The sequence below is a fragment of the Pseudonocardia sp. TMWB2A genome (assembly GCF_017312135.1).
This window is the reverse complement of the sequence record NZ_QKQY01000002.1, coordinates 205,890-227,390: the sequence shown is the minus strand read 5'-3', so window position 1 is coordinate 227,390 and position 21,501 is coordinate 205,890. Positions and strand designations below refer to the sequence as shown.

The 21,501-nt window shown below is 74.8% G+C and carries 21 protein-coding genes and 1 other RNA gene; 15 read left to right on the top strand and 7 right to left on the bottom strand.

The window, feature by feature from the left end:
- Positions 1-116: 116 nt before the first annotated feature.
- Genes DMP17_RS15380 through DMP17_RS15370 form a run of 3 tightly spaced genes read left to right on the top strand, consistent with a single transcriptional unit; the run spans position 117 to position 3,701 of the window.
- Positions 117-1,133: an alpha/beta hydrolase family esterase gene (locus DMP17_RS15380; protein ID WP_226365585.1), complete on the top strand. Its 1,017-nt coding sequence runs from the start codon at positions 117-119 to the stop codon at positions 1,131-1,133.
- A gap of 50 nt (positions 1,134-1,183) precedes the next feature.
- The gene (locus DMP17_RS15375; protein WP_226356714.1) at positions 1,184-2,665 is read left to right on the top strand and encodes an AbgT family transporter; all 1,482 of its coding nucleotides are present in this window, start codon (positions 1,184-1,186) and stop codon (positions 2,663-2,665) included.
- 49 nt (positions 2,666-2,714) lie between these two features.
- On the top strand, positions 2,715-3,701 hold the full coding sequence (locus DMP17_RS15370; protein ID WP_337829882.1) for an aldo/keto reductase: 987 nt from the start codon (positions 2,715-2,717) through the stop codon (positions 3,699-3,701).
- 4 nt (positions 3,702-3,705) lie between these two features.
- Here the strand turns inward: DMP17_RS15370 and DMP17_RS15365 are convergent, their stop codons facing one another.
- Positions 3,706-4,410: a dienelactone hydrolase family protein gene (locus DMP17_RS15365; RefSeq protein ID WP_337829881.1), complete on the bottom strand. Its 705-nt coding sequence runs from the start codon at positions 4,408-4,410 to the stop codon at positions 3,706-3,708.
- Between the two features lie 120 nt (positions 4,411-4,530).
- Here DMP17_RS15365 and DMP17_RS15360 point away from each other — a divergent pair, with 120 nt between their 5' ends.
- Both DMP17_RS15360 and DMP17_RS15355 read left to right on the top strand, forming a co-directional pair.
- A complete protein-coding gene (locus tag DMP17_RS15360) occupies positions 4,531-5,895 on the top strand; it encodes an FAD-binding oxidoreductase (RefSeq protein WP_226365582.1) in 1,365 nt (454 codons plus the stop codon).
- 36 nt (positions 5,896-5,931) lie between these two features.
- Entirely contained in the window at positions 5,932-7,209 is a 1,278-nt protein-coding gene (locus tag DMP17_RS15355) for an SAM-dependent methyltransferase (RefSeq protein ID WP_226356345.1), read from the top strand.
- Positions 7,210-7,219: 10 nt separating this feature from the next.
- Here the strand turns inward: DMP17_RS15355 and DMP17_RS15350 are convergent, their stop codons facing one another.
- Both DMP17_RS15350 and DMP17_RS15345 read right to left on the bottom strand, forming a co-directional pair.
- The gene (locus DMP17_RS15350) at positions 7,220-8,077 is read right to left on the bottom strand and encodes a fructosamine kinase family protein (protein ID WP_337829880.1); all 858 of its coding nucleotides are present in this window, start codon (positions 8,075-8,077) and stop codon (positions 7,220-7,222) included.
- Positions 8,074-8,532 carry a low molecular weight protein-tyrosine-phosphatase gene (locus DMP17_RS15345; protein WP_337829879.1) on the bottom strand — a complete coding sequence of 153 codons (459 nt, stop codon included), beginning with the start codon at positions 8,530-8,532 and terminating at the stop codon, positions 8,074-8,076. Before DMP17_RS15345 ends, DMP17_RS15350 begins: the two co-directional genes overlap by 4 nt.
- 108 nt (positions 8,533-8,640) lie before the next feature.
- Between DMP17_RS15345 and cobC the strand changes: the two genes are divergently transcribed.
- The 5 genes from cobC to DMP17_RS15320 all read left to right on the top strand — a co-directional run bounded on the left by cobC (position 8,641) and on the right by DMP17_RS15320 (position 13,141).
- Complete coding sequence (cobC, locus tag DMP17_RS15340; RefSeq protein WP_337829878.1) at positions 8,641-9,732, top strand: Rv2231c family pyridoxal phosphate-dependent protein CobC; 1,092 nt, start codon at positions 8,641-8,643, stop codon at positions 9,730-9,732.
- Entirely contained in the window at positions 9,729-10,916 is a 1,188-nt protein-coding gene (locus DMP17_RS15335; protein WP_337829877.1) for a Nif3-like dinuclear metal center hexameric protein, read from the top strand. The genes cobC and DMP17_RS15335 overlap by 4 nt, the downstream gene beginning before the upstream one ends.
- The gene (locus DMP17_RS15330) at positions 10,913-11,638 is read left to right on the top strand and encodes a zinc ribbon domain-containing protein (RefSeq protein WP_178375155.1); all 726 of its coding nucleotides are present in this window, start codon (positions 10,913-10,915) and stop codon (positions 11,636-11,638) included. The genes DMP17_RS15335 and DMP17_RS15330 overlap by 4 nt, the downstream gene beginning before the upstream one ends.
- A complete protein-coding gene (locus DMP17_RS15325) occupies positions 11,608-12,786 on the top strand; it encodes a bifunctional RNase H/acid phosphatase (RefSeq protein ID WP_337829876.1) in 1,179 nt (392 codons plus the stop codon). The genes DMP17_RS15330 and DMP17_RS15325 overlap by 31 nt, the downstream gene beginning before the upstream one ends.
- 187 nt (positions 12,787-12,973) lie before the next feature.
- Positions 12,974-13,141 carry a hypothetical protein gene (locus DMP17_RS15320; RefSeq protein ID WP_020622575.1) on the top strand — a complete coding sequence of 56 codons (168 nt, stop codon included), beginning with the start codon at positions 12,974-12,976 and terminating at the stop codon, positions 13,139-13,141.
- 70 nt (positions 13,142-13,211) lie between these two features.
- Here DMP17_RS15320 and DMP17_RS15315 read toward each other — a convergent pair whose 3' ends face one another.
- Together DMP17_RS15315 and DMP17_RS15310 are read right to left on the bottom strand one after the other, a co-directional pair.
- Positions 13,212-14,468, bottom strand: coding sequence for an SLC13 family permease (locus DMP17_RS15315; protein ID WP_226356350.1), 1,257 nt, complete (start codon positions 14,466-14,468; stop codon positions 13,212-13,214).
- Entirely contained in the window at positions 14,465-15,229 is a 765-nt protein-coding gene (locus DMP17_RS15310) for a sulfite exporter TauE/SafE family protein (RefSeq protein WP_226356351.1), read from the bottom strand. The genes DMP17_RS15315 and DMP17_RS15310 overlap by 4 nt, the downstream gene beginning before the upstream one ends.
- A 74-nt stretch (positions 15,230-15,303) precedes the next feature.
- Here DMP17_RS15310 and DMP17_RS15305 point away from each other — a divergent pair, with 74 nt between their 5' ends.
- From DMP17_RS15305 to rnpB, 3 genes are all read left to right on the top strand, one after another.
- Positions 15,304-16,731, top strand: a complete 1,428-nt coding sequence (locus tag DMP17_RS15305; RefSeq protein ID WP_337829875.1) for a protein adenylyltransferase SelO — start codon at positions 15,304-15,306, stop codon at positions 16,729-16,731.
- A 76-nt stretch (positions 16,732-16,807) separates the two neighbouring features.
- The gene (locus DMP17_RS15300; protein ID WP_226365576.1) at positions 16,808-18,097 is read left to right on the top strand and encodes an NAD(P)/FAD-dependent oxidoreductase; all 1,290 of its coding nucleotides are present in this window, start codon (positions 16,808-16,810) and stop codon (positions 18,095-18,097) included.
- A 19-nt stretch (positions 18,098-18,116) separates the two neighbouring features.
- An RNA gene (gene rnpB / locus DMP17_RS15295) (RNase P RNA component class A) lies at positions 18,117-18,519 on the top strand.
- 74 nt (positions 18,520-18,593) lie between these two features.
- Here rnpB and DMP17_RS15290 read toward each other — a convergent pair.
- Complete coding sequence (locus DMP17_RS15290; protein WP_226356354.1) at positions 18,594-19,211, bottom strand: TetR/AcrR family transcriptional regulator; 618 nt, start codon at positions 19,209-19,211, stop codon at positions 18,594-18,596.
- A gap of 192 nt (positions 19,212-19,403) precedes the next feature.
- Here DMP17_RS15290 and DMP17_RS15285 point away from each other — a divergent pair, with 192 nt between their 5' ends.
- Positions 19,404-20,111, top strand: coding sequence for a siderophore-interacting protein (locus DMP17_RS15285; protein ID WP_226356355.1), 708 nt, complete (start codon positions 19,404-19,406; stop codon positions 20,109-20,111).
- 24 nt (positions 20,112-20,135) lie between these two features.
- Here the strand turns inward: DMP17_RS15285 and DMP17_RS15280 are convergent, their stop codons facing one another.
- Positions 20,136-20,777, bottom strand: coding sequence for a LysE family translocator (locus tag DMP17_RS15280; RefSeq protein ID WP_226356356.1), 642 nt, complete (start codon positions 20,775-20,777; stop codon positions 20,136-20,138).
- Positions 20,778-20,889: 112 nt separating this feature from the next.
- Here DMP17_RS15280 and DMP17_RS15275 point away from each other — a divergent pair, with 112 nt between their 5' ends.
- Entirely contained in the window at positions 20,890-21,501 is a 612-nt protein-coding gene (locus DMP17_RS15275; RefSeq protein WP_226356357.1) for a GDSL-type esterase/lipase family protein, read from the top strand.

Genomic DNA, 21,501 nt, shown 5'->3' with positions numbered 1-21,501 from the left:
CGCCGTCCGAAGGGAACCCCATGTCCGCACCGAGACCGTCCGCAGCGACACCGTCCGTTCCGGGACGCCCGACCGTGGGCCCGACGCGCCGTCCCGGGGGACGCCGACTGCGTGCCGTGGCGGCGGCCTGCCTGGCCGCGGCCGCCCTGACCACCGGCGCCGCCGTCGCCCCGACACCATCCGACGCCGCCGTGGTCCCCACCGCGTCCGGGGCGCCGGCCGGACCCGCCGGTTCCGTCGCACCCGCCGGCCCCGAAGCGGCCGCCGGACCGGCGGGCGGCCCGGCCGGAGCGCGGAGCCCCGGCTGCGGCGTCACCCCGCCGCAGGCACCGGGCACCACCGCCGTCCGCACCGTGGACAGCGGCGGCCTGGCCCGCACCGTGCGCGTCCACCTGCCCGACGGCTACCGCCCCGACCGGCCCACCCCGGTCGTCCTGGTCTTCCACGGCCGCGGCAACGACGGCGCCACCACCGAGGACTTCTCCGGCCTGTCCGGGCTGCCCGCGGTCGTCGCCTACCCCGACGGGGTCCCCGGCGGCGAGGGCAAGCGCTCCTGGCAGGGCGCCCCGTACTCGGCGCCGGGCGTCGACGACGTCGCCTTCACCGGTGACCTCCTCGACGACCTCGAGGCCGGCCTCTGCGTCGACCCCGGCCGGGTCTTCGCCACCGGCAAGTCCAACGGCGGCGGCTTCACCGAGATCCTGGCCTGCCGGATGTCCGACCGGATCGCCGCGATCGCCCCGGTCGCGGGCGCCTACTACCGCGACGGCGAACCGCCGTGCCGGCCCGGCCGTCCGGTCCCGGCGCTGTTCGTGCACGGCACCGGCGACGCGACCATCCCCTACACCGGCGACGCCGACCGGGGCTTGCCCGCGATCCCGGCGAAGGTCGCCGAGTGGGTCGCCCGCGACGGCTGCCGGGCCCGCCCGCAGACCCGCCGGATCGAGCCCGACGTGACCATCGCGACCTGGCGCGGCTGCCGCGACGGGGCCCGGGTGCAGCACGTCGCCGTCGACGGCGGCGGCCACACCTGGCCGGGCGCGACCGCCTACTCCGGCGGCGGCGCCACCACGCAGACGGTCCGCGCCACCGCGCTGGTCGGGGACTTCTTCGGCCTCGGGGGACCGCGGTGAGCACGCCCGCCGCCACCCAGGACCGGGAGCTGCCCCGGCTGGTGCGGGCGATGGCCGTCGTCGAACGGGTCGGGAACGCGCTGCCGCACCCGTTCTGGCTGTTCTGGGTGCTGTCGGCGATCCTCGCCGTGGTCAGCGCCGGGCTGGCGGCGGCGGGCGTCGCGGTCGTCGCACCCGACGGCGAGCCCGTCGCGGTGCGGAACCTGCTCTCCGGCGACGGCCTCGCGATGGCCGTCTCGTCGATGATCGACAACTTCGCGCAGTTCCCGCCGATGGCCACCATCGTCACGGTGATCATGGGCGTCGCGGTCGCCGAGCGCAGCGGGCTGCTCGCCGCGGCCATGCGGGCCGGGGTCGCCCGGGTGCCCGCGTCGCTGGTGGTGTTCGCGGTCGCGTTCGCCGGGACCGTCGCGCACGTCGCGTCGGCCGCGGCGTACGTGATCCTGGTGCCGCTGGGCGGGCTGGCGTTCCGCGCGGTCGGGCGCTCGCCGATCCTCGGGATCGTCGTCGCCTACACCGCCATCGCCTCCGGCTACGACGCCAGCCCGGTCCCCACCCCGAACGACGCGATCTTCGCCGGCATCACCACCGCGGCGGCCCGGATCGTCGACCCGGCGGTCGTGGTGACCCCGGTCGGCAACTGGTTCTTCAACATCGCCTCGTCGGTCGTGCTCGCCCTGGTGATCACGCTGGTCACCCGGGTCGTCCTGGCCAAGCGGCCCGACCTGGACCCCGACCCCGACGCCCCGGACGACGACGTCGCCGGGCTGAGCCTGTCGCCGGCCGAGCGGACCGGCCTGCGCCGTGCCGGCTGGGTCCTGCTCGGCTGCGCCGTCCTGCTCGTCGCGGTCATGGCCCCGGAGTGGTCCCCGCTGCGCGGCGAGAACGGCTCGGTCGTCGAGTCCCCGCTGGTCGAGGGCATCGGCGCGGTCATCGCGCTGCTGTTCGGTCTGCTCGGCACCGTCTTCGGCCGCGCGGTCGGGACGATCACCACCGCCGCCGACGTCCCGAAGCTGATGGCCGACGGGATCCGGCAGATGGCCCCCGTGCTGGCGCTGTTCTTCGCGATCGCCCAGTTCCTGGCCTACTTCGACTGGACCCACGTCGGGGACGTGCTCGCCGTCGTCGCCGCGGACGCGCTGCGCACTACCGGCGTCCCGATCCCGGTCGTGTTCCTGATGGTGCTGGCCGTGCTCACCGTGGTGAACGTGATGGTCACCAGCGGGACGGCGATGTGGTCGATCGCGGCGCCGGTGATCGTGCCGATGCTGATGCTGGTCGAGGTGCCGCCGGAGACCACCCAGGCGCTGTTCCGGATCGCCGACTCCGGCTCGACGGCGATCACCCCGATGAGTCCGTACTTCGTGATGGCGCTGGGGTTCCTGCAGCGCTACCGCAAGGACGCGGGCATCGGGACGCTCGCGTCGTACACGCTGCCGCTGGCCGTCGCCATGACGGCGGTCTGGACGCTGCTGTTCTTCGCCTGGTGGGCACTGGGGATCCCGCTGGGCCCGGGGGCCCCGGTCCGCTGAGGGGACGGACGCGGGGCGGGGACCGGGGCGGTCGGGGACACTGGCGCAGGTGCGCTACCTCGACGGCCCCGGTCCCGGTCTACGACGCTGGTCGGTGATCGGCCTGGGCACCTGGCAGTTCGGCACGAGCGAGTGGGGCTACGGCGACGCGCTGGAGGCCGGGCGGATCGTCGCCCGCGCCCGCGAGCTGGGCGTCACCGTGTTCGACACCGCGGAGCTCTACGGCCCGCTGCGCAGCGAACGGATCCTCGGCGACGCGCTGCGCGCCTGCGGTGGCCCCGGGTGGCGCGACGACGTCGTGATCGCGACGAAGTTCTTCCCGGTCCTGCCCCTGGGCCCGGTGCTGCGGCACCGCGCGGCCGCCTCCGCCGCCCGGCTCGGGGTGACCGAGATCGACCTCTACCAGGTGCACAAGCCGCACCCGCTGGTCGGCGACTCCTCGGCGATGCGCGGGATGGCCGAGCTGCAGCGGACCGGGCTGGTCCGCGACGCCGGCGTCTCGTCGTACACGCTGGAGCGCTGGCTGGCCGCGGAGGAGGCGCTCGGCGGACCCGTGCTGTCCAACCAGGTCGAGTTCAGCCTGCTGCGCCGCAGGCCCGTCGCGGCCCTCGTCCCGCACGCCGCCGCGCACGGCCGCATCGTGATGGCCTACAGCCCGCTCGCCCAGGGCCTGCTCACCGGCCGCTACGACGCCGGCCACCGGCCCACGAACGCGGTGCGCCGCAGCAAGCCGGAGTGGCTGCCGGAGAACCTGGCCGCGCTGGCCCCGCTCACCGACGCCCTGCGCGACGTCGCCTCCGCGCACGACGCGACGCCGTCGCAGGTCGCGCTGGCGTGGGTGGTGTACCACCCGAACACGGTGGCGATCCCCGGTGCGTCGAGCGTGGCGCAACTGGAGTCCAACGTGGCCGCGGCGGACATCGTGCTGACCTCCGACGAGTACGTCGGTCTCACCGCGGCCGCGCAGCGGGTCCGGCTGCGCACCGGACCCGCCACGCTGCCCGCCGTGGCCCGGGAGCTGCTGCGCTCCCGCTGAGCCGCTACTTGACGTGCTCGCGCAGGAACTGCGTCGCGCGGGCCCACGCGATCTCCGCCTGCTCGGCGTCGTAGGTCCCCATGTGGTTCTCGTCGTTGAAGAAGGCGTGCCCGGCCGGGTACTGCAGGAACTCGGGACGGGTTCCGGACTCGGCCTGGATGCGGTCGGCGAGCGCCTCCACCGCGTCCGGCGGGGCCATGGTGTCCTCGGACCCGAAGTGGCCCTGCACGGCCGCGGTCAGGTCCGCGAACGACGGGTAGTCCTCCTTGAGCACGCCGTAGAACGGCACCGCGGCCGCGACCTTGTCACCCTGCTGCGCGGCGAGGACCAGTACGAAGCCGCCGCCCATGCAGAAGCCGACCGCGCCGACGGCGGAGGAGGTGACGTCGTCGCGCCCGAGCAGGAACTCCACGGCCCCGGCCAGGTCGGTCGCCGCGCCGTTCACGGGCAGCTCGCCCATGAGCTTGCCGGCCTCGGCGGAGTCGTGGGTGGTGCGCCCGCCGTAGAGGTCGGGCGCCAGCGCGACGAAGCCCTCGGCGGCGAACCGGTTCGTGACCGCCACGATGTGGTCGGTTAGGCCCCACCACTCCTGGATGACGATCAGGCCGGGCCCGGACCCGGACTCGGGGACGGCCAGGTAGCCGTGCGCGGTGCCGCCGCCGGAGGGGAAGGTGACGTTCTGCGCGGGGTTCTCGTTGGTGTGTGCCACGCGCGCGATGACATCACGACGGTGCCGGTGCCGCCCGCCGGGAAGATCGTTGCACCGTGTGACGGAGGACCCTCCGTTAATCATGAGCGTCGCAAACGATATGGGTCTATCGTCACCGCCATGCTCGCCGGGACCGCCACCCGAACCGCGCACGACGCCGCGGTGGAGAACCTGCGCCGGGCGCGCGCCGGAGCCGGCGCCGTCCAGCTGGGGAAGCCGTCGTCGAACCTGTTCCGGTTCGGCGACCGCGACACCGGCGCCGCCGCGCGCCGCCTCGACACCTCCGCACTGGACGGTGTGCTCGGTGTGGACCCGGACCGGCGGACCGCCGAGGTACAGGGGATGGCGACCTACGAGACCATCGTGGACGCCACCCTCGTCCACGGGCTGATGCCGCTGGTCGTCCCGCAGCTCAAGACCATCACCCTCGGGGGAGCGGTCACCGGGCTCGGGGTCGAGTCGACGTCGTTCCGCGCCGGACTGCCGCACGAGTCGGTGCTCGAGATGGACGTGCTCACCCCGGCCGGGGAGCTGCTGCACGTCACCCCCGAGGGCGAGCACGCCGACCTGTTCGCGGCCTTCCCCAACTCCTACGGGACGCTCGGCTACGCGGTCCGCCTGGTCGTGGAGCTGGCCCCGGTGAAGCCGTTCGTGAAGCTCACCCACCACCGGTACGCGAGCGCGTCCGCCGCGTCGGCGGCGATCGAGCGGTTCGTCGCCGCGGGGGAGGTCGACTTCCTCGACGGCGTCGTGTTCGGACCCGACGAGCAGTACCTGACCACCGGTGAGTTCGTCGACGCCCCGATGCCGGGCGCGCGGATCTCCGACTACACCGGCCAGGAGGTCTTCTACCGGTCGCTGCAGCGCCGCCCGGTCGACCACCTCACCGTGCACGACTACATCTGGCGCTGGGACACCGACTGGTTCTGGTGTTCGCGGGCGTTCGGCGTGCAGCACCCGGTGGTGCGCCGGTTCTGGCCGGCCCGCTGGCGCCGCTCGGACGTCTACCGCCGCCTCGTCGCCCTCGACCAGCGCCACGGCGCGTCCAACCGGGTCCGCGAGGCCCTCGGCGGGACGGCCGAGGAGATGGTCGTGCAGGACGTCGAGATCCCCGTCGAGCGGCTCGCGGAGTTCCTGGAGTTCTTCCACCGGGAGATCCCGATCGAGCCGGTGTGGCTGTGCCCGCTGCAGCTGCGGGGCGAGCGGACCTGGCCGCTGTACCCGATGGAGCCGGGCCGGCTCTACGTCAACGTCGGGTTCTGGTCGTCGGTGGCGGAGAAACCGGGTGACCGGTGGGCACACAACCGGCTGATCGAGGAGTGCGTCGCCGACCTGGGCGGGCACAAGTCGCTGTACTCGACCGTGCACTACGGCGAGGACGAGTTCTGGTCGCACTACAACGGTGCGGCCTACCGGGCGGTGAAACAGCGGTACGACCCGGACGGTCGGGCAGCCGACCTGTTCCGGAAGGTCACCGGCCGCTGAGGGGCACCGCGGGGATCGACAGGGGAGGGATCGGCGATGACAGGAGTGCTGGAACGGCGGACCACGACGATCGAGCCGGTGGCGGGGATCCTGTCCCACGTCCTGGGCTCCACGCGTGAGCTGCGGGTGGAGGCGTTCGACGGGTCACGGACGGGACCCGACGACGCCCCGGTCACATTGCGGGTGAACTCGCCCCGGGCACTGGCCCGGCTGGTGAGCGCCCCCGGATCGCTCGGGCTGGCCCGGGCCTACGTCACCGAGGAGATCGACGTCGACGGGGACCTCTACACCGCGCTGCGCGCGATGTCGGAGGTCACGCTGCACTCGATCCCGCGCCGCGAGCAGCTGTGGCTCGCGCGACGGCTGCTGCCCTACTGGCGCGAGCACCGGATGCCGCCGCCCGACCTGGAGGCCCGTCCCAAGGGGCTGCTGCACTCCAAGCGGCGCGACTCGCAGGCCATCTCGCACCACTACGACGTGTCCAACCGGTTCTACGAGTTCGTGCTCGGACCGTCGATGACCTACACCTGTGCGGCCTACCCCGACGCCGACGCGTCGCTGGAGACCGCGCAGGCCACCAAGTACTCACTGGTCGCGGCCAAGCTGGACCTGAAGCCGGGGATGCGCCTGCTCGACGTCGGCTGCGGCTGGGGCGGCATGGTCCGCCACGCCGCCCGCGAGCACGGCGTCCGCGCGCTCGGGGTGACCCTGTCGAAGGAGCAGGCCGCCTGGGCGCAGGAGGCGATCGCCCGCGAGGGGCTGTCCGACCTGGCCGAGGTCCGCCACCTCGACTACCGCGACGTCCCCGACGGCGTCTACGACGCGGTGTCCTCCATCGGCCTCACCGAGCACATCGGCAAGGCCAACCTGGACTCCTACTTCGCGTCGATGTACGCCAAGCTCCGGCCGGGCGGGCGGATGCTGAACCACTGCATCACCCAGCCGCACCGGCCCGACCACCGCCACACCGACCCGTTCATCCACCGCTACGTGTTCCCCGACGGGGAGCTGGAGCCGGTCGCGGCGCTGGTGGACGCGATGAACGAGGCCGGGTTCGAGATCCGGCACGAGGAGAACCTGCGCGAGCACTACGCCATGACGCTGCGGGACTGGGGCGCGAACCTGGAGCGCAACTGGACCGACGCCGTCGCCGAGGTCGGCGTCGGCCGGGCCCGGGTGTGGCGGCTCTACATGGCCGCGTGCCGGCTGGGCTTCGATCTGAACAACATCCAGCTCCACCAGGTGCTGGGCGTGAAGCTCGCCGACGGCGGCGCCGCCGGGTTCCCGCTGCGCGGGGAGCACGGGGCGTACTGAGACCGGGGGATCAGCGGAGACGGCGCGCGGCCGCGACGGCCTGCGCGCCGTACCCGCCCCCGAACAGCACGGCGTGCACCAGCAGCGGGAACAGCTGGTGCAGGTCGACCCGCTCGCGCCACCCGTCGGCGAGCGGGGAGTGCTCGTCGTAGGCGGCGAGGACGACGTCGAGGTGCGGCAGCCCGAACAGGTCCAGCATCGCGAGGTCGGACTCGCGGTGCCCGCCGTGCGCGGCCGGGTCGATCAGCCACGCAGCCCCGTCTCCGTCGCCGTCCCCGTCGCCCGACCAGAGAACGTTGCCCGACCACAGGTCGCCGTGCAGCCGGGCCGGCGGCTCGTCCGGACCGGCCAGGGCGCCGATCCGCCCGCACACGTCGTCGACGGCGGCGGCCCCGGCCGGGTCGAGGGCGCCGCGGTCCCGGGCGGCCCGCAGGTAGGGCAGCACGCGGTCGGCGGCGAACCAGTCGCTCCACGGGCCGTCGTGCGGACGGTTCTCCATCCGCGTGTGCCCGATCCACGCCCGCGCCGGCCCGCCCGGCGGCGCGGCACCGAACGCGTCGGCCCCGGCGGCGTGCAGCGTCGCCAGCCCCCGGCCGAACCGCTCCGCGGCGGCCGGCGTCGCCCGGCCGGGGGCGACGAGCCCGGTGACCAGGAGCGCGTCGTCGGCGCCCAGCACGCGCGGGACCGGCGGCCCGCCCGGCACCGCGATCCAGCGCAGCCCGGCGGCCTCTGCCGTGGCCGCACCGGGGTCGGCCGAGGAGTCCTTGACCACGACGACGGTGCCGTCGTCCAGGGTCGCGCGCGGCGGGTGCCCGTCCGGCCCGTCCCGCACCGCACGGCCGGTCAGCCGGGCGACGCGGTCCCTCATGCGTTCCGGGTGACGTACTCGACCAGGCCGGGCACTGCCGCGACGATCATGGCGTGGACCTCGGCGAACCCGTCCGGGCCGCCGTAGTAGGGGTCGGGCACCTCGGCGCCCGCGGGGGCCGCCGGGTCGAACGAGCGCAGCAGCCGGACCCGCTTGGGATCGGGCACCGACTGCTCGAGGGTCCGCAGGTGCCCCATGTCCAGCGCCACCAGCAGGTCCGCGGAGAGGATCTCCGAGTCGACCTGGCGGGCGCTGTGGGCGGTGTCGTAGCCGTGCTCGGCCAGCACCTGGGCGGCGCGGGAGTCCATCGGCTGCCCGATGTGCCAGTGACCGGTCCCGGCGCTGGTCACACGCACCCGGTCGGCCAGCCCGGCGGCCTCGACCTCGGCGGCCAGGATCTTCTCGGCGATCGGGGACCGGCAGATGTTGCCGGTACAGACGAAGACGACGTTCACTGCGACGTTCCTCCGGGGAGCGGGGGTACCGACGTCGACCCTGACGCCTCGGGTGGGGTGGCCGGGCCATTGTCCACCGCGCACCGGTGCGCGCCGTAGGGTGGCCCGATGCCGTTCGATCACCATGCGGCCGGGACGGATCACGCGGGCGGGCACGACCTGCGGCACCACGGCGACGCCGAGGCCGCCGACGGGCTCGTCGACTTCGCCGTCAACGTGATCGGCGACGGCCCCCCGCCCTGGCTGCGGGACCGGCTCGTCGCGACCCTGGACGGACTCGGCCGCTACCCGCGCGCCGACCACGACGCCCGCGCCCGCGCCACCGTCGCGGCGCGGCACGGTCGCGACGCGGACGAGGTGCTGGTGCTCGCGGGCAGCGCCGAGGGCTTCGCGTTGCTCCCGACGCTGCGCCCCCGGCTCGCCGCCGTCGTGCACCCCGGGTTCACCGAGCCGGAGGCCGCGCTGCGCGGCGGCGGGGTGGACGTGGTGCGGGTGCTGACCGACGCCGCGACCGGGCACGCGCTCGACCCGGCCGCGGTGCCCGAGGAGGCCGACCTCGTCGTCGTCGGGAACCCGACGAACCCCACCGGGGTGCTGCACCCGGCCGCCGCGCTGCGCGCGCTCGCCCGCCCGGGACGGACCCTGCTCGTCGACGAGGCGTTCGCCGACGCCGTCCCCGGCGAGCCGGAGACCCTCGCCGGCGACGCGGGGGTGCCGGGCCTGCTGGTGTTCCGCTCGCTGACCAAGACCTGGGCGCTGGCCGGGCTGCGCGCCGGCTACGCGCTCGGCGCCCCCGATCTGCTGGCCCGGCTCGCCGCGTCCCGCCCGCTGTGGCCGGTCTCCACCCCCGCGCTGGAGGCGGTCATCGCCTGCTGCGAGCCCGACGCGGTCTCCGCCGCGGACCGGAAGGCCCGCGAGCTCGCCGCACACCGCGTCTCGATGGCCGCGGCGTTGTCGGGCCTCGACGGCGTCGGCGTGTCGGCGGGGCCAGCCCCGTACCTGCTGCTGCACCTGCCCGACGGCACCGGCGAGACGGTGCGGCGCCTGCTGCGCGAGGCCGGGATCGCGGTGCGCCGCGGCGACACCTTCCCCGGTCTCGGACCCGACCACCTGCGCGTCGCGGTCCGCCCACCGGAGACGGCCCGCCGCCTCGTCGACTCCCTCGACGCCGCACTCCGCCGGCTGGCGGTGTCGGCATGAGCACGCTGCGCGACGTGATCGCCGCCCTCGACGCGGCCTACCCGCCCCGGCTCGCCATGGACTGGGACGCGGTCGGCCTGGTCTGCGGCGACCCCGACGACACCGTCTCCCGGGTGCTGGTCGCCGTCGACCCCACCCCGGAGACCGTCGACGAGGCGATCTCCTCTGGCGCCCAGCTGCTGGTCACCCACCACCCACTGCTGCTCCGCGGGGTGCACGGCGTCGGCGCCGACACCCCCAAGGGCGCCCTGCTGCACCGGCTGATCCGGGCCGGGGTCGCGCTGTTCACCGCGCACACCAACGCCGACGTCGCCGACCCGGGCGTCTCCGACGCGCTCGCCGCCGCCCTCGGGCTGACCGTGTCCGGCCCGCTGGAACCGGAGCCCGGCCCGGCCCTGGACAAGATCGTCACCTTCGTCCCGGTCGGCCCGTCGATCGCCGCCGTGCACACCGCCCTGTCCGACGCCGGTGCGGGCGCGATCGGCAACTACTCGCACTGTTCGTTCGCCACCGCCGGGACCGGCCAGTTCCTTCCCCTCGACGGCGCCGCCCCGGTCGTCGGGTCGGTCGGGCGCCTGGAGCGCGTCGCGGAGACCCGGCTGGAGATGGTGCTGCCCCGGTCGCGGCGCCGCGACGTCGTCGCCGCGCTGCGGACCGCGCACCCCTACGAGGAACCGGCCTTCGACCTGCTGGAGATGGCGCCGCTGCCGTCGTCGCTGGGGCTGGGCCGGGTCGGCGAGCTCACCGCCGCCGAGCCGTTCGCGGCGTTCACCCGCCGGGTCGCCGCGGCGCTGCCCGCGACCGCATGGGGGGTGCGCGGTGCCGGGGACCCGGACCGCCCGATCCGCCGGGTCGCGGTCTGCGGCGGCGCCGGGGACTCGGCCCTGGACTGGGCGGCCCGGGCCGGCGTCGACGCGTTCGTCACCGCCGACCTGCGCCACCATCCCGCGTCCGAGCACGCGCTCGCCGGGACCGGCCCCGGCGGCCCGACCCCCGCGCTGGTCGACGTCGCCCACTGGGCCTCGGAGTGGCCGTGGTGTGGGCAGGCGGCCGGGGTCGTGGCCGAGGCCCTCGCAGGTAGCGTCTCGGTCGCGGTCTCACGGGCCCGTACCGACCCCTGGACCACCGCCGCCCCGAGCAGCGGATCCGACACGACAGCAGGACAACCGGAGGCGAGTGCATGAAGGCCGATCCCACCGCGCAGGCGAAGCTGGTGACGCTGGCCGAGGTGGACGCCGAGATCGGCCGGCTCACCCACCGGCGCTCGACGCTGCCCGAGCTCGCGCAGCTGGACGAGGCCGAGCAGCGGGTCCGTGCCGCGCGCGACGCCCTGGTCCGCGCCGAGACCCGCGCCGGTGACCTCGACCGCGACATCGCCCGGCTCGAACGCGACATCGACGGTGTCCGGGCCCGCACCGAGCGCGACCACACCCTGCTCGCCGGCTCGGGCATCTCCGCGAAGCAGGCCACCGAGCTGCAGCACGAGCTCGACACCCTCGCCCGCCGCCAGGGCGTCCTGGAGGACGAGCAGCTGGGGATCATGGAGGAGCGCGAGGCCGTCGGCATCGAGCTCGACCACGCCCGGGGCGAGCTGTCCGAGGCCGAGACCGCGGTCGGCGAGGTGACCGCGAAGCGCGAGTCCGCCGAGGGCGACATCGACGCCACCCGCGCCGGGCGCGACCGCGCCCGCACCGAGGTCGTCGCCGCGCTGCCCGCGGACCTGCTCGCCGACTACGAGCGCATCCGCGCCGGCGGCCGGGTCGCGGCCGGACAGCTGCGCGAGTCCCGTTGCGGCGCGTGCCGGCTCGAGCTCGACCGGACCTTCCTCGGGCAGGTCCGCACGGCGGCCGCCGACGAGGTCGTCCACTGCGAGGAGTGCGGCGCGATCCTGGTGCGTGGCAGGTGAAGCTGGTCGTCGAGGCGGACGGCGGCTCCCGCGGCAACCCCGGGCCCGCCGGCTACGGCGCGGTGGTACTCGACGCCGGCGCCCGCCAGGTGCTCGGTGAGGTCTACGACGGCCTCGGTACCACCACCAACAACGTCGCCGAGTACCGCGGCCTGATCGCCGGGTTGACCGCCGCCCGCGACCTGGGGGCCACCGAGGTCGAGGCGCGGATGGACTCCAAGCTCGTCGTCGAGCAGATGAGCGGGCGCTGGAAGATCAAGCACCCGCCGCTGCAGGAGCTCGCCGACACCGCCCGCGAGCTGGCCGCGGACTTCGACGCGGTCACCTTCGTGTGGATCCCGCGCAAGGACAACGCCCGCGCCGACGCGCTCGCCAACCGCGCGATGGACGGGGAGTCGAACCCCACCCTGGACCCGTCCGGGGCGGCGGGACCGGCGCCGAAGCCGCCCGCGGGCGCGACCGCGTCGACGGACTCCGCGGCCGCCGCGGCCGCGTGGACCGGGCAGACGGGCTCCCCGACGCGGCTGATCCTGCTGCGCCACGGCCAGACCGAGCTGTCGGTCGAGCGCCGCTACTCCGGACACGGCGACCCGGAGCTGACCGAGCTGGGCCAGAAGCAGGCCGCCGCCGCGGCCCGCGCGCTGGCGACGCGGCTGTCGGGCCAGGGCGTCGAGCCGGCCGTGGTGCTGTCCTCGCCGCTGCGCCGGGCCCGCCAGACCGCGGCCGCCGTCGCCGAGACGACCGGGGCGGACCTGGAGGTCCGCGACGGCCTGATCGAGACCGACTTCGGCGGCTGGGAGGGCCTCACCTTCACCGAGGCCCGCGAGCGCGACCCCGAGCTGCACGGCCGCTGGATCGGCTCCGCCGACGTCGAACCGCCGGGCGGGGAGAGCTTCCGCGCGGTGGGGGAGCGGGTCGAGGCCGAGCGGGCCCGGATCGTCGAGGAGTTCGCCGGCCGGACGGTGGTCCTGGTCAGCCACGTCACGCCGATCAAGATGCTGCTGCGCACCGCGCTCGGCGCCGGCGACGAGGTGCTCTACCGCATGCACCTGGACCTGGCCTGCCTCAACATCGCCGACTTCTACCCCGACGGGGGCGCCTCGGTGCGTCTGGTCAACGAGACGTCCTACCTGGACGACCTCCGGTAGTCACCGGGCCGTCACCGCCTGCTGGATCGATACCGTCCTGACCCGTTCGGGCGGTGTCGACTCCGGACAGTTGTCCCCATTCCTCACCTGAGCGATGCTTCGCGTGCACCGTACGGGGTGGTCAACCTACGGAGCGTGAACGACAGTCTCGGTGTCGGCGGGGAACAGGGAGACGGTGAGGACAGCGATGTCGCAGATCCACGAGCACGACTACGGCTACGACCTGGCACACGAGATGAAGGTGATCGCGCGGCTGCCGCAGCAGCGGCGCGGCAGCTCACGCCCGATGGGTGTCCCGGCCCGCGAGATGGACCCGGACACCGACCTCGGCCACGACATGGCCCACGAGTTCTGATCCCTGCCCACCGTCCGCGACCGGCCCCGCCCCTTCCGGGCGGGGCCGTCGTGCTGTCCGGGCCGTGCCGCTACTGCGGCAGCACCGCGAGCGCGGCCCAGAGCGCGGTCGTCGCGGCGAGCAGGCCCAGCGGGACGGTGAGCGCCCCCAGCCGCAGGAACGTGCCGAGCTGCGGCGGGTCGCCGTAGCCGGTGGCGATGCGCCGCCACAGCAGCGTCGCCAGCGACCCGGCGTAGGTCAGGTTCGGCCCGATGTTGACGCCCAGCAGCATCGCCAGCACCAGCCCGGGGTGCGCGGCCGGGCCGAGCGCGGTGAGCAGCACCAGCGTCGCGGGCAGGTTGTTCACCAGGTTCGCGAGCACCGCCGCGACGGCCGCGGTGACCAGCAGCCCGGTCAGGTCCGGGGTGGCGGGCAGCAGCGCACCGATCCAGCCGGACAGCCCCTGCGCACTGAGCCCGGCGACGACCACGCCCAGGGCCAGCACGAACAGGCAGAACCCGGGGGAGGCCGCGGCGACCAGGCGCAGCGGCCCGGTCTCGCGCCGCACCAGCGCCCGCACCGCCAGCACCGCGGCCCCGGCCGCGGCGACCCAGCCCGGTTCGACGCCCAGCGGCGAGGCCACCGCGAACCCGGCCAGGGTCAGCCCGAGCACCGCCAGCGCGACGACCGGCGCCGCCGGAGCGGGCACCGCGGGATCGGCCGGGGCCGGCTCCGGCGCCGCGGCGAGGTCGCGCCGGAACACCCACCGCAGCACCAGGTACTCGACGACGATCACCGCCACCCACGGTCCGACCATCAGCCCGGCGAAGGTCAGGAACCCCACCCCCGACGCCGAGAACGCCAGCAGGTTCGTCAGGTTCGACACCGGCAGCAGCCCCGACGCCGAGTTCGACAGGTGCGCGCAGGCGAACGAGTGCGGCCGCGACGCCACCCCCAGCCGGGCCGCCGTCGCCAGCACCACCGGGGTCAGCAGGACCACCGTCGCGTCCAGGCTCAGCACCGCGGTCGTCCCGGCCGCCGCGGCGAAGACGGCGACCAGCAGCCGTCGCGGGGACCCGGCCGACGCCGTCGCCAGCCGCGCGCCCAGCCAGCGGAACACGCCCTCGGCGTCGGCGAGGTGCCCGAGCAGCAGGATCGCGGCGAGGAACCCGACGGTCGGGGCGAGCTCGCCGATCTCGGTCCACGCCCCCGCCGGGGTCACCAGCCCGGCGACGACGGCGACCAGCGCCGCCGGGACCGCGACCACGGCCTCGGGCAGCCCGAACGGGCGCAGCGTCGCGGCGGCCAGGACCGCGGCCAGCAGTGCGACCGCCAGCAGGAGGCTCACGTGAACAGCAGCGCGACGCCGACGGCCAGGCCCAGCAGGACCACCGCCCAGCGCAGCAGGGTCTCCGGCATCCGCCGCGCGACCAGGGCGCCGACGTAGCCGCCGACCAGCGTGGTCGGGGCGAGCAGCGCGACGGCGAGCCAGTCGACCGGGGCGCCGAGGGCGAACACGACGACCGTCACCGTCGCGACGACCAGCGACAGCACGCCCTTGAGCGCGTTGAGCCTGCGCAGCTCGTCGTGGGCGAACAGTGACAGCGTCGAGATCAGCACCACGCCCAGGGCGCCGCCGAAGTAGCCGCCGTAGACCGCGGCGAGGAACACCGCGACCAGCAGCGCCGGGGTGCGGTCCCGCCCCCGGGCGGCCGGGTCGCCGATCCGGCGCTTGAGCCACGGCCCGACCGCCATCGTCAGGCTGGCCAGGATCACCAGGACGGGCACGACGGCGTCGAACACGCTGCTGGGCAGCACCAGCAGCAGGGTGCAGCCGACCCCGCTGCCCAGCGCCGCGGCGACCGCGGTGACCGCGATCCGCCTGCCCTGCCCGGGCAGCTCGCGGCGGGCCCCGAGCACCAGCCCGGCGTAGCCCGGCCACTGGGCGACCGAGTTGGTGACGTTCGCCGCCAGCGGCGGGAACCCCACCCCGAGCAGCGCCGGGAACACCAGCAGCGACCCGCCGCCCGCGACGGCGTTCACCGCACCCGCGAGCAGCCCGGCCACCAGCAGGAACACCAGCGCCCACGGCTGGGAGAGGTCGATCACCACCGGACGGTATCCCGGTGCAACGCCGCGGTCCTCCCCGGCAGTCGACCGTGCGGGTCCGTAGCCTGGAACCCATGACCGCTGCCACCGAGATCGCGTTCGAGAACACCTTCGTCCGCGACCTGGACGGGCTCTACCTGCCCTGGCAGGCCGCCCCGGCGCCGGACGCGCGGCTGGTGCTGCTCAACGAGTCCCTGGCCGGTGAGCTGGGCCTCGACCCGGCGCAGCTGCGCACCCCCGAGGGCGTCGCGCTGCTCACCGGCACGACCGTGCCCGACTCGGCGACGACCGTCGCGCAGGCCTATGCCGGGCACCAGTTCGGCAACTACTCGCCGCGGCTCGGCGACGGCCGGGCGCTGCTCGTCGGTGAGCTCGTCACCCCCGACGGCGCCCGCCGCGACCTGCACCTCAAGGGGTCCGGACGCACCCCGTTCGCCCGCGGCGGCGACGGGAAGGCGCCGCTCGGCCCGATGCTGCGCGAGTACGTGATCTCCGAGGCGATGCACGCGCTCGGGGTGCCCACCACGCGGTCGCTGGCCGTCGTCGCCACCGGTGAGCCCGTGCTGCGCGACCGCGGCCCGGAGCCGGGCGCCGTGCTCGCCCGCACCGCGGCCAGCCACCTGCGGGTGGGGACCTTCCAGTTCGCGGCCGCCACGGGGGAGGCCGACGTGCTGCGCCGGCTCGCGGAGTACGCGATCGCCCGGCACCACCCGCAGGCGTCCTCGCCGCTGGAGCTCTACCGCGCGGTGATCGCCGTCCAGGCCGAGCTCGTCGCGCGCTGGATGCAGATCGGGTTCGTGCACGGCGTCATGAACACCGACAACATGACGATCTCCGGCGAGACCATCGACTACGGCCCGTGCGCCTTCCTCGACGCCCACGACCCGGCGACCTGGTACTCCTCGATCGACTCCGGTGGCCGCTACGCCTACGGCAACCAGCCCGGCATCGCCCAGTGGAACCTCGCCAGGCTCGGCGAGTCGCTGCTGGGGCTGTTCGCCGACTCCCAGGAGGAGGCGGTGCGCCTCGCGACCGAGGAGCTGGCGGGCTTCGCCGACGCCTACCTCGCCGCCCGTGACCGCGGCTACCTCGCCAAGATCGGCGTCGGGACCCCGGAGCTGCTCGCCGACCTGTTCGCGGTGATCGAGGACCAGAAGCCCGACCACACCCTGTTCTTCCGACGGCTGTCCGAGGCCGCCCGGGGCGACGCCGGGCCGGTCCGCGCCCTGCTCTCCGACCCGGCCGCGCTGGACCCGTGGCTGGAGTCCTGGCGGGCCGCCGGTCCGGACGCCGACGCGATGGACCGGGTCAACCCGGTCTACGTGCCGCGCAATCACCTGGTCGAGGAGGCGCTGGGCGCCGCCGTCGAGGGGGACCTGGAGCCGGTGCAGTGGCTGCTGCAGGTCCTCGCGGACCCGTTCACCGAGCGCGAGGGCTACGAGCGCTACGCCCAGCCCGCGGGGCCGGAATCGCCGCCGTTCACGACGTTCTGCGGGACGTGACCCCGGCATCCGGGCGATGGACTCCGCCCGGCTCCGGGTGCACCCTGGGCGGCGCTGTCGGCGTGCGGAGGCCACCATGCGGATCGGCATCATCGGCGCGGGCCCGGCCGGGCTGTTCCTCGGCGCGACGCTCGCGCGTCGCGGGCACGCGGTCCTCGCCGTGGACCGGGACACCGGCCCGGACCCCGACGGGACGTGGGCACGCCGCGGGGTGATGCAGTTCCACCACCCGCACGGGGTCCGTCCCCAGGTGGGGGAGGGGCTGCTCGCCGAGTTGCCCGAGGCCCACGCGGCATGGGTCGCCGCCGGCGCGGAACCGATCGTGTTCGTCCTCCCGGACGGCCGGCGGATGGCGGGCGGGATGCGGTCGCGCCGCGCGACGTTCGAACGGGCACTGCGCGAGGTCGCGACCCGCGAGCCGGGCCTGGAGATCCGCCGCGGACACGTCGACGGCGTGGTCGTCTCCGGCGGCCGGGCCCGCGGACTCGTCGTCGACGGGGTGGGCGAGCCGGCGGACCTGGTGGTCGACGCCTCCGGACGGTCCGGACGGTCCACCCGCGACCTCACCGGCGGCCCGGCCGTGGAGGGCGATACCGGTGCGGCCTACGTCAGCCGCCAGTACCGGCTGCGCGACCCGGCCGACCCCGGCCCGATGACCAGCCCGCTGGCCTGGCAGGCCGACCTCGACGGCTACCAGGTCATCGTCTTCCGGCACGAGGCCGGTGTGTTCTCGGTGCTGCTGGTCCGGCCGGCCGGCACCCTGCGGGAGCTGCGGCACGAGGCCGTGTTCGACGCGGCCTGCCGGGCGATCCCCGGGCTGCACGAGTGGACCGACTCCGGGCGGGCCGCCCCGATCACCCCGGTGCTGCCCGGCGGGCGGCTGTACAACCACTACCGCTCCCAGCCCGACGTCGACGGGCTGGTGCTCGTCGGCGACGCCGTCTGCACCACGACGCCGATGTTCGGCCGCGGCCTCGCCACCACGATGATGCAGTGCCGCGACCTGCTGGGACGCATCGACACCGGCGAGGTCGGCGGTTTCGGGGCCTGGTGCGACGCCGAGATGCGGCCCTGGGTGGAGGACCACGTGCGGTCCGACGACCACGCCCGCCGGGCCTGGGCGGGTGGCGACGTGGACCTCACCGGCCCGTTGCCGTCGACCCTGATCATGGCGGCCGCCGAGGTCGACGGCCGGATCGGGGCCGCGCTCGGGCCCTACCTCGCGATGCTGGCGGGCCCGGCGAGCCTCGACGAGGTCGAGCCGCTCGCCCACGCCGTCTACGCCGGTGGCTGGCGCCCCGCCCCCGCCGCCGGGCCGACCCGCGAGGAGTTGGCCACCCTGCTGCAGCGCACCGCCGCGTCCTGACTACCCTCGTGAGTGCGGACGAGTCGGTCGGGCGGCCGCGGCGGGACCTCCGGGTTCCGCCGAGGAAAGTCCGGACTCCACAGGGCAGGGTGGTTGTCAACGGCAACCCGGGGCGACCCGCGGGACAGTGCCACAGAGAACAGACCGCCACGCGGCTCCCCGGAGCCGCGGGGTAAGGGTGAAACGGTGGTGTAAGAGACCACCAGCACCCCGGGTGACCGGGGTGGCTCGGTAAACCCCACCCGGAGCAAGGTCGAGAGGCCGTACGTGTACGGCTGCGCAGGCGTTCGAGGGCTGCCCGCCCGAGCCTGCGGGTGGACCGCTGGAGCCTGCCGGCGACGGCAGGCCGAGATGGATGGTCGCCGAACGGAGCACCGTGAGGTGCCCGGGAACAGGATCCGGCTTACAGACCGACTCGTCCGCACCTCTTCCCCGACCTGACGGTCGAGCCCCGGCCGGACGGCCGGGGCTCCCGCACCCCCCGTCGACGAGCCGACTACCGCCCCTTGAGATAGGTGCTGATCATCGCGGTCAGCTCGTTCTCCAGCCGTCGCGCGGGGACCCGGTCCGGCGCCGCCGACAGCGCGTGGACCACGAGCTCCAGGGTGATCGTGACGATCTGCGCGGCGGCCTCCGTGTCCTCGACGCCCGCGTCGGGATGCCGGACCAGGAAGTCCCGGAACCTGCGCAGCCGGTCGCGCTGGTACACCTCGATCTTCGTCATGACGGCGCCCTCGCGGGGCGCCTCCTCCATGAACAGCCGCAGCAGCCGCGGGTCGTCGCGGTGGTTCGTGATCGCGGTGCGCACCATCGCCCGCACGAGCTCCTCCAGTGGCTGATCACCGGCCTCCTCGCCGGGCGGCAGAGTCGCGGCGCCCTGGTCCAGGTGCCGGGTCAGGAGCTCGGCCAGGATCGCGTCCTTGTTCGGGAAGTACTGGTACAGCGAGCCGATCGAGCACCGGGCCTCGTCGGCGATCCGGTTCGTGGTGCCCGCGGCGTAGCCGTACGTGGCGAAAACGTGAGCAGCCGCGGTGAGGATCCGCTCGCGGGTGAGTTCCGCCCGGACCTGACGCGGCCGCCGACGTGGGGCGATCCGGCGCTGCTGCGGGGTCATGTCCCTCCCGGGTGCGCGCGTCGAAAGCGAGTAGCTCATAAAGTGAGCATTTACTTAGAATAGGGCTTTCACCTGCGATGATACAGAACAGGGAAGGCTCACCATGCTCGAAGTTTCCAGTGTGCCCGCCGCCGTCGTCGAACAGGTGCCGCACCAGGCCGGGCGGGCCCGTGCGCACGTCGGGGTGCCCGCATGAGACGGCTCCTCGACACCCTGCTCCGGACGGCGACGGTCGAGCGCGTCGAGCCCCTCGCGGGCCGCTTCCGCGCGGTCACCCTGACCGGCGCCGGGATCTGCGACCTCGAGGTGAAGCCCGGTCAGCAGATCCGCGTGCAGGTCGGGGCGGTCAACCCGGTCGTCGACCTGCTCGTCGGCGCGCTGCGGACCTACTCGATCTGGGAGTACGACGGGACCCGCATGGAGCTGCGGATCCTCGACCACGGCGAGGGGCCGGGCGCGCAGTGGGCCCGGCGGGTCCGTCCGGGCGAGGAGGTCAGCGTGTTCGGGCCGGAGGGCTCGTTCGTCAGCCGGCCCAGTGACTACCACCTCTTCGCCGGGGACGAGACCGCCGCGGTCGCGTTCGGGGCGATGATCCGCGGGCTGGACGACGGCGCCCCGGTGCACGCGGCGATCGAGGTCGACACCGAGGAGGACCGGCTGCCGATCCCCGGCGAGGTCACCTGGATCCACCGCCACGGCCGATCGGCCGTCAAGTCCGCCGATCTCGTCGCGGCGGTGGCGAACCTCGACCTGCCGGAGACACCGGGGACGGCCTACCTGGCGGGTGAGGCGGGGACCGTGCAGATGGTGCGCGAGCACCTGGTCCGCGACCGGGGCTGGCACCGGCGCGACGTCGTCACCAAGCCGTTCTGGGCGCCGGGGAGGACCGGGATGGACTGACTCCCGTGGTCCGCGTGGGTCGGGTCAGCTCGTCGCCGGGCCGGGGCTCATCGCGGTCCTGACGGCGAACCCGCCGAGCACGGTGCCGGCCACCCACCGCTGGACCGTCATCGCCCGCGGCCGTGCGGCCAGGAACCCGGAGACGGACGCGGCGGTGAGGACGATCAGCGCGTTCACGGTCACCGCGACGACGATCTGGACCGACCCGAGCTGCAGGAGCTGGCTCCCGGTGGCGCCGTCGGCGGGGTCGACGAACTGGGGCAGCAGCGCGGCGTACATCAGCGCGATCTTCGGGTTCAGCAGGTTCGTGAGTAGCCCCATGCCGAACAGGCGCCGGTCGCGCTCAGGCGCGAGGTCGCGGGCCTCGAACGGCGACCGTCCGCCGGGGCGCAGCATGCCCCAGGCGAGCCAGGCGAGGTAGAGCGCCCCCGCGATCTTGACCGCGGTGTAGGCGGCGGGGACGGCGACGAACAGCGCCGAGAGCCCGGCCGTCGCGGCGAGGAGGTAGCAGAGGAAGCCGACCGCGGTACCGGCGAGCGACACGAGTCCGGCGCGCCGGCCCTGCGAGATCGCCCGGGAGGTCAGGTACACCATGTTCGGCCCCGGGGTGAGGACCATGCCGAGGGCGATCACGACGACACCCAGGGCTGCGGACGGTTCGATCACGGCGGCTCCTCACCGAATGGCTCGTGATCGAGAGCGAAACACGGCGACGGCCCGCGGACCAGTGGATTCCCACGTGTGCTGCGTCGCTCCGGGTTCGTGTGACGATCTGCCGGTGAGCAGCACCCGCGACCTCCGCGTCGTCGCGCTGGGGGACTCCTTCGTCGCCGGTGTCGGCGACCCCGACTGCCGGGGGTGGTTCGGCCGCCTCGTGGCGGCGGTCGGCCGCCAGGGCGTCCCGACGACCGCCTACAACCTGGGGATCCGCCGCGACACCAGCAGCGACGTCCTCGCCCGCTGGGAGCGCGAGACGGGCGCACGCCGTGCCCCCGGGTGCGACGAACGCCTGGTCCTGTCCTTCGGCGTGAACGACGGCGTCGAGGAGGACGGCCGGTGCCGGGTGGAGCCGGACGTCACCGTCGCGAACCTGACCCGGTTGCTCGCCGGGGCCGATGTTGCGGGCCTGCCGGCCTTCGTCGTCGGACCCCCGCCGGTCGCCGACGCCGCGGTGAACCGGCGGGTGCGGGACCTGACCGCGCGGTTCCACGGGGTGTGCGACACCGCCGGGGTGCCCTTCGTCGACGTGGTCGACGCGCTGTCGGCCGACGAGGTGTGGACGACCGGGGTCCGCGACGGCGACGGCGCCCACCCCGGTGCCGACGGCTACGACCGCCTCGCCCGGCTCGCGATGCCGGCGTGGTTGGCGTGGATCGGCCCGTCCCGGTAA

Bases quoted from the DNA above. Each gene is read 5' to 3' on its own strand.
- DMP17_RS15375 (WP_226356714.1), top strand. From the start codon at position 1,184: ATGGCCGTCGTCGAACGGGTCGGGAACGCGCTGCCGCACCCGTTCTGG.
- DMP17_RS15360 (WP_226365582.1), top strand. From the start codon at position 4,531: ATGCTCGCCGGGACCGCCACCCGAACCGCGCACGACGCCGCGGTGGAG.
- DMP17_RS15355 (WP_226356345.1), top strand. From the start codon at position 5,932: ATGACAGGAGTGCTGGAACGGCGGACCACGACGATCGAGCCGGTGGCG.
- DMP17_RS15350 (WP_337829880.1), bottom strand. From the start codon at position 8,077: ATGAGGGACCGCGTCGCCCGGCTGACCGGCCGTGCGGTGCGGGACGGG.
- cobC (WP_337829878.1), top strand. From the start codon at position 8,641: ATGCCGTTCGATCACCATGCGGCCGGGACGGATCACGCGGGCGGGCAC.
- DMP17_RS15335 (WP_337829877.1), top strand. From the start codon at position 9,729: ATGAGCACGCTGCGCGACGTGATCGCCGCCCTCGACGCGGCCTACCCG.
- DMP17_RS15330 (WP_178375155.1), top strand. From the start codon at position 10,913: ATGAAGGCCGATCCCACCGCGCAGGCGAAGCTGGTGACGCTGGCCGAG.
- DMP17_RS15320 (WP_020622575.1), top strand. From the start codon at position 12,974: ATGTCGCAGATCCACGAGCACGACTACGGCTACGACCTGGCACACGAG.
- DMP17_RS15305 (WP_337829875.1), top strand. From the start codon at position 15,304: ATGACCGCTGCCACCGAGATCGCGTTCGAGAACACCTTCGTCCGCGAC.
- DMP17_RS15300 (WP_226365576.1), top strand. From the start codon at position 16,808: ATGCGGATCGGCATCATCGGCGCGGGCCCGGCCGGGCTGTTCCTCGGC.
- DMP17_RS15290 (WP_226356354.1), bottom strand. From the start codon at position 19,211: ATGACCCCGCAGCAGCGCCGGATCGCCCCACGTCGGCGGCCGCGTCAG.
- DMP17_RS15285 (WP_226356355.1), top strand. From the start codon at position 19,404: ATGAGACGGCTCCTCGACACCCTGCTCCGGACGGCGACGGTCGAGCGC.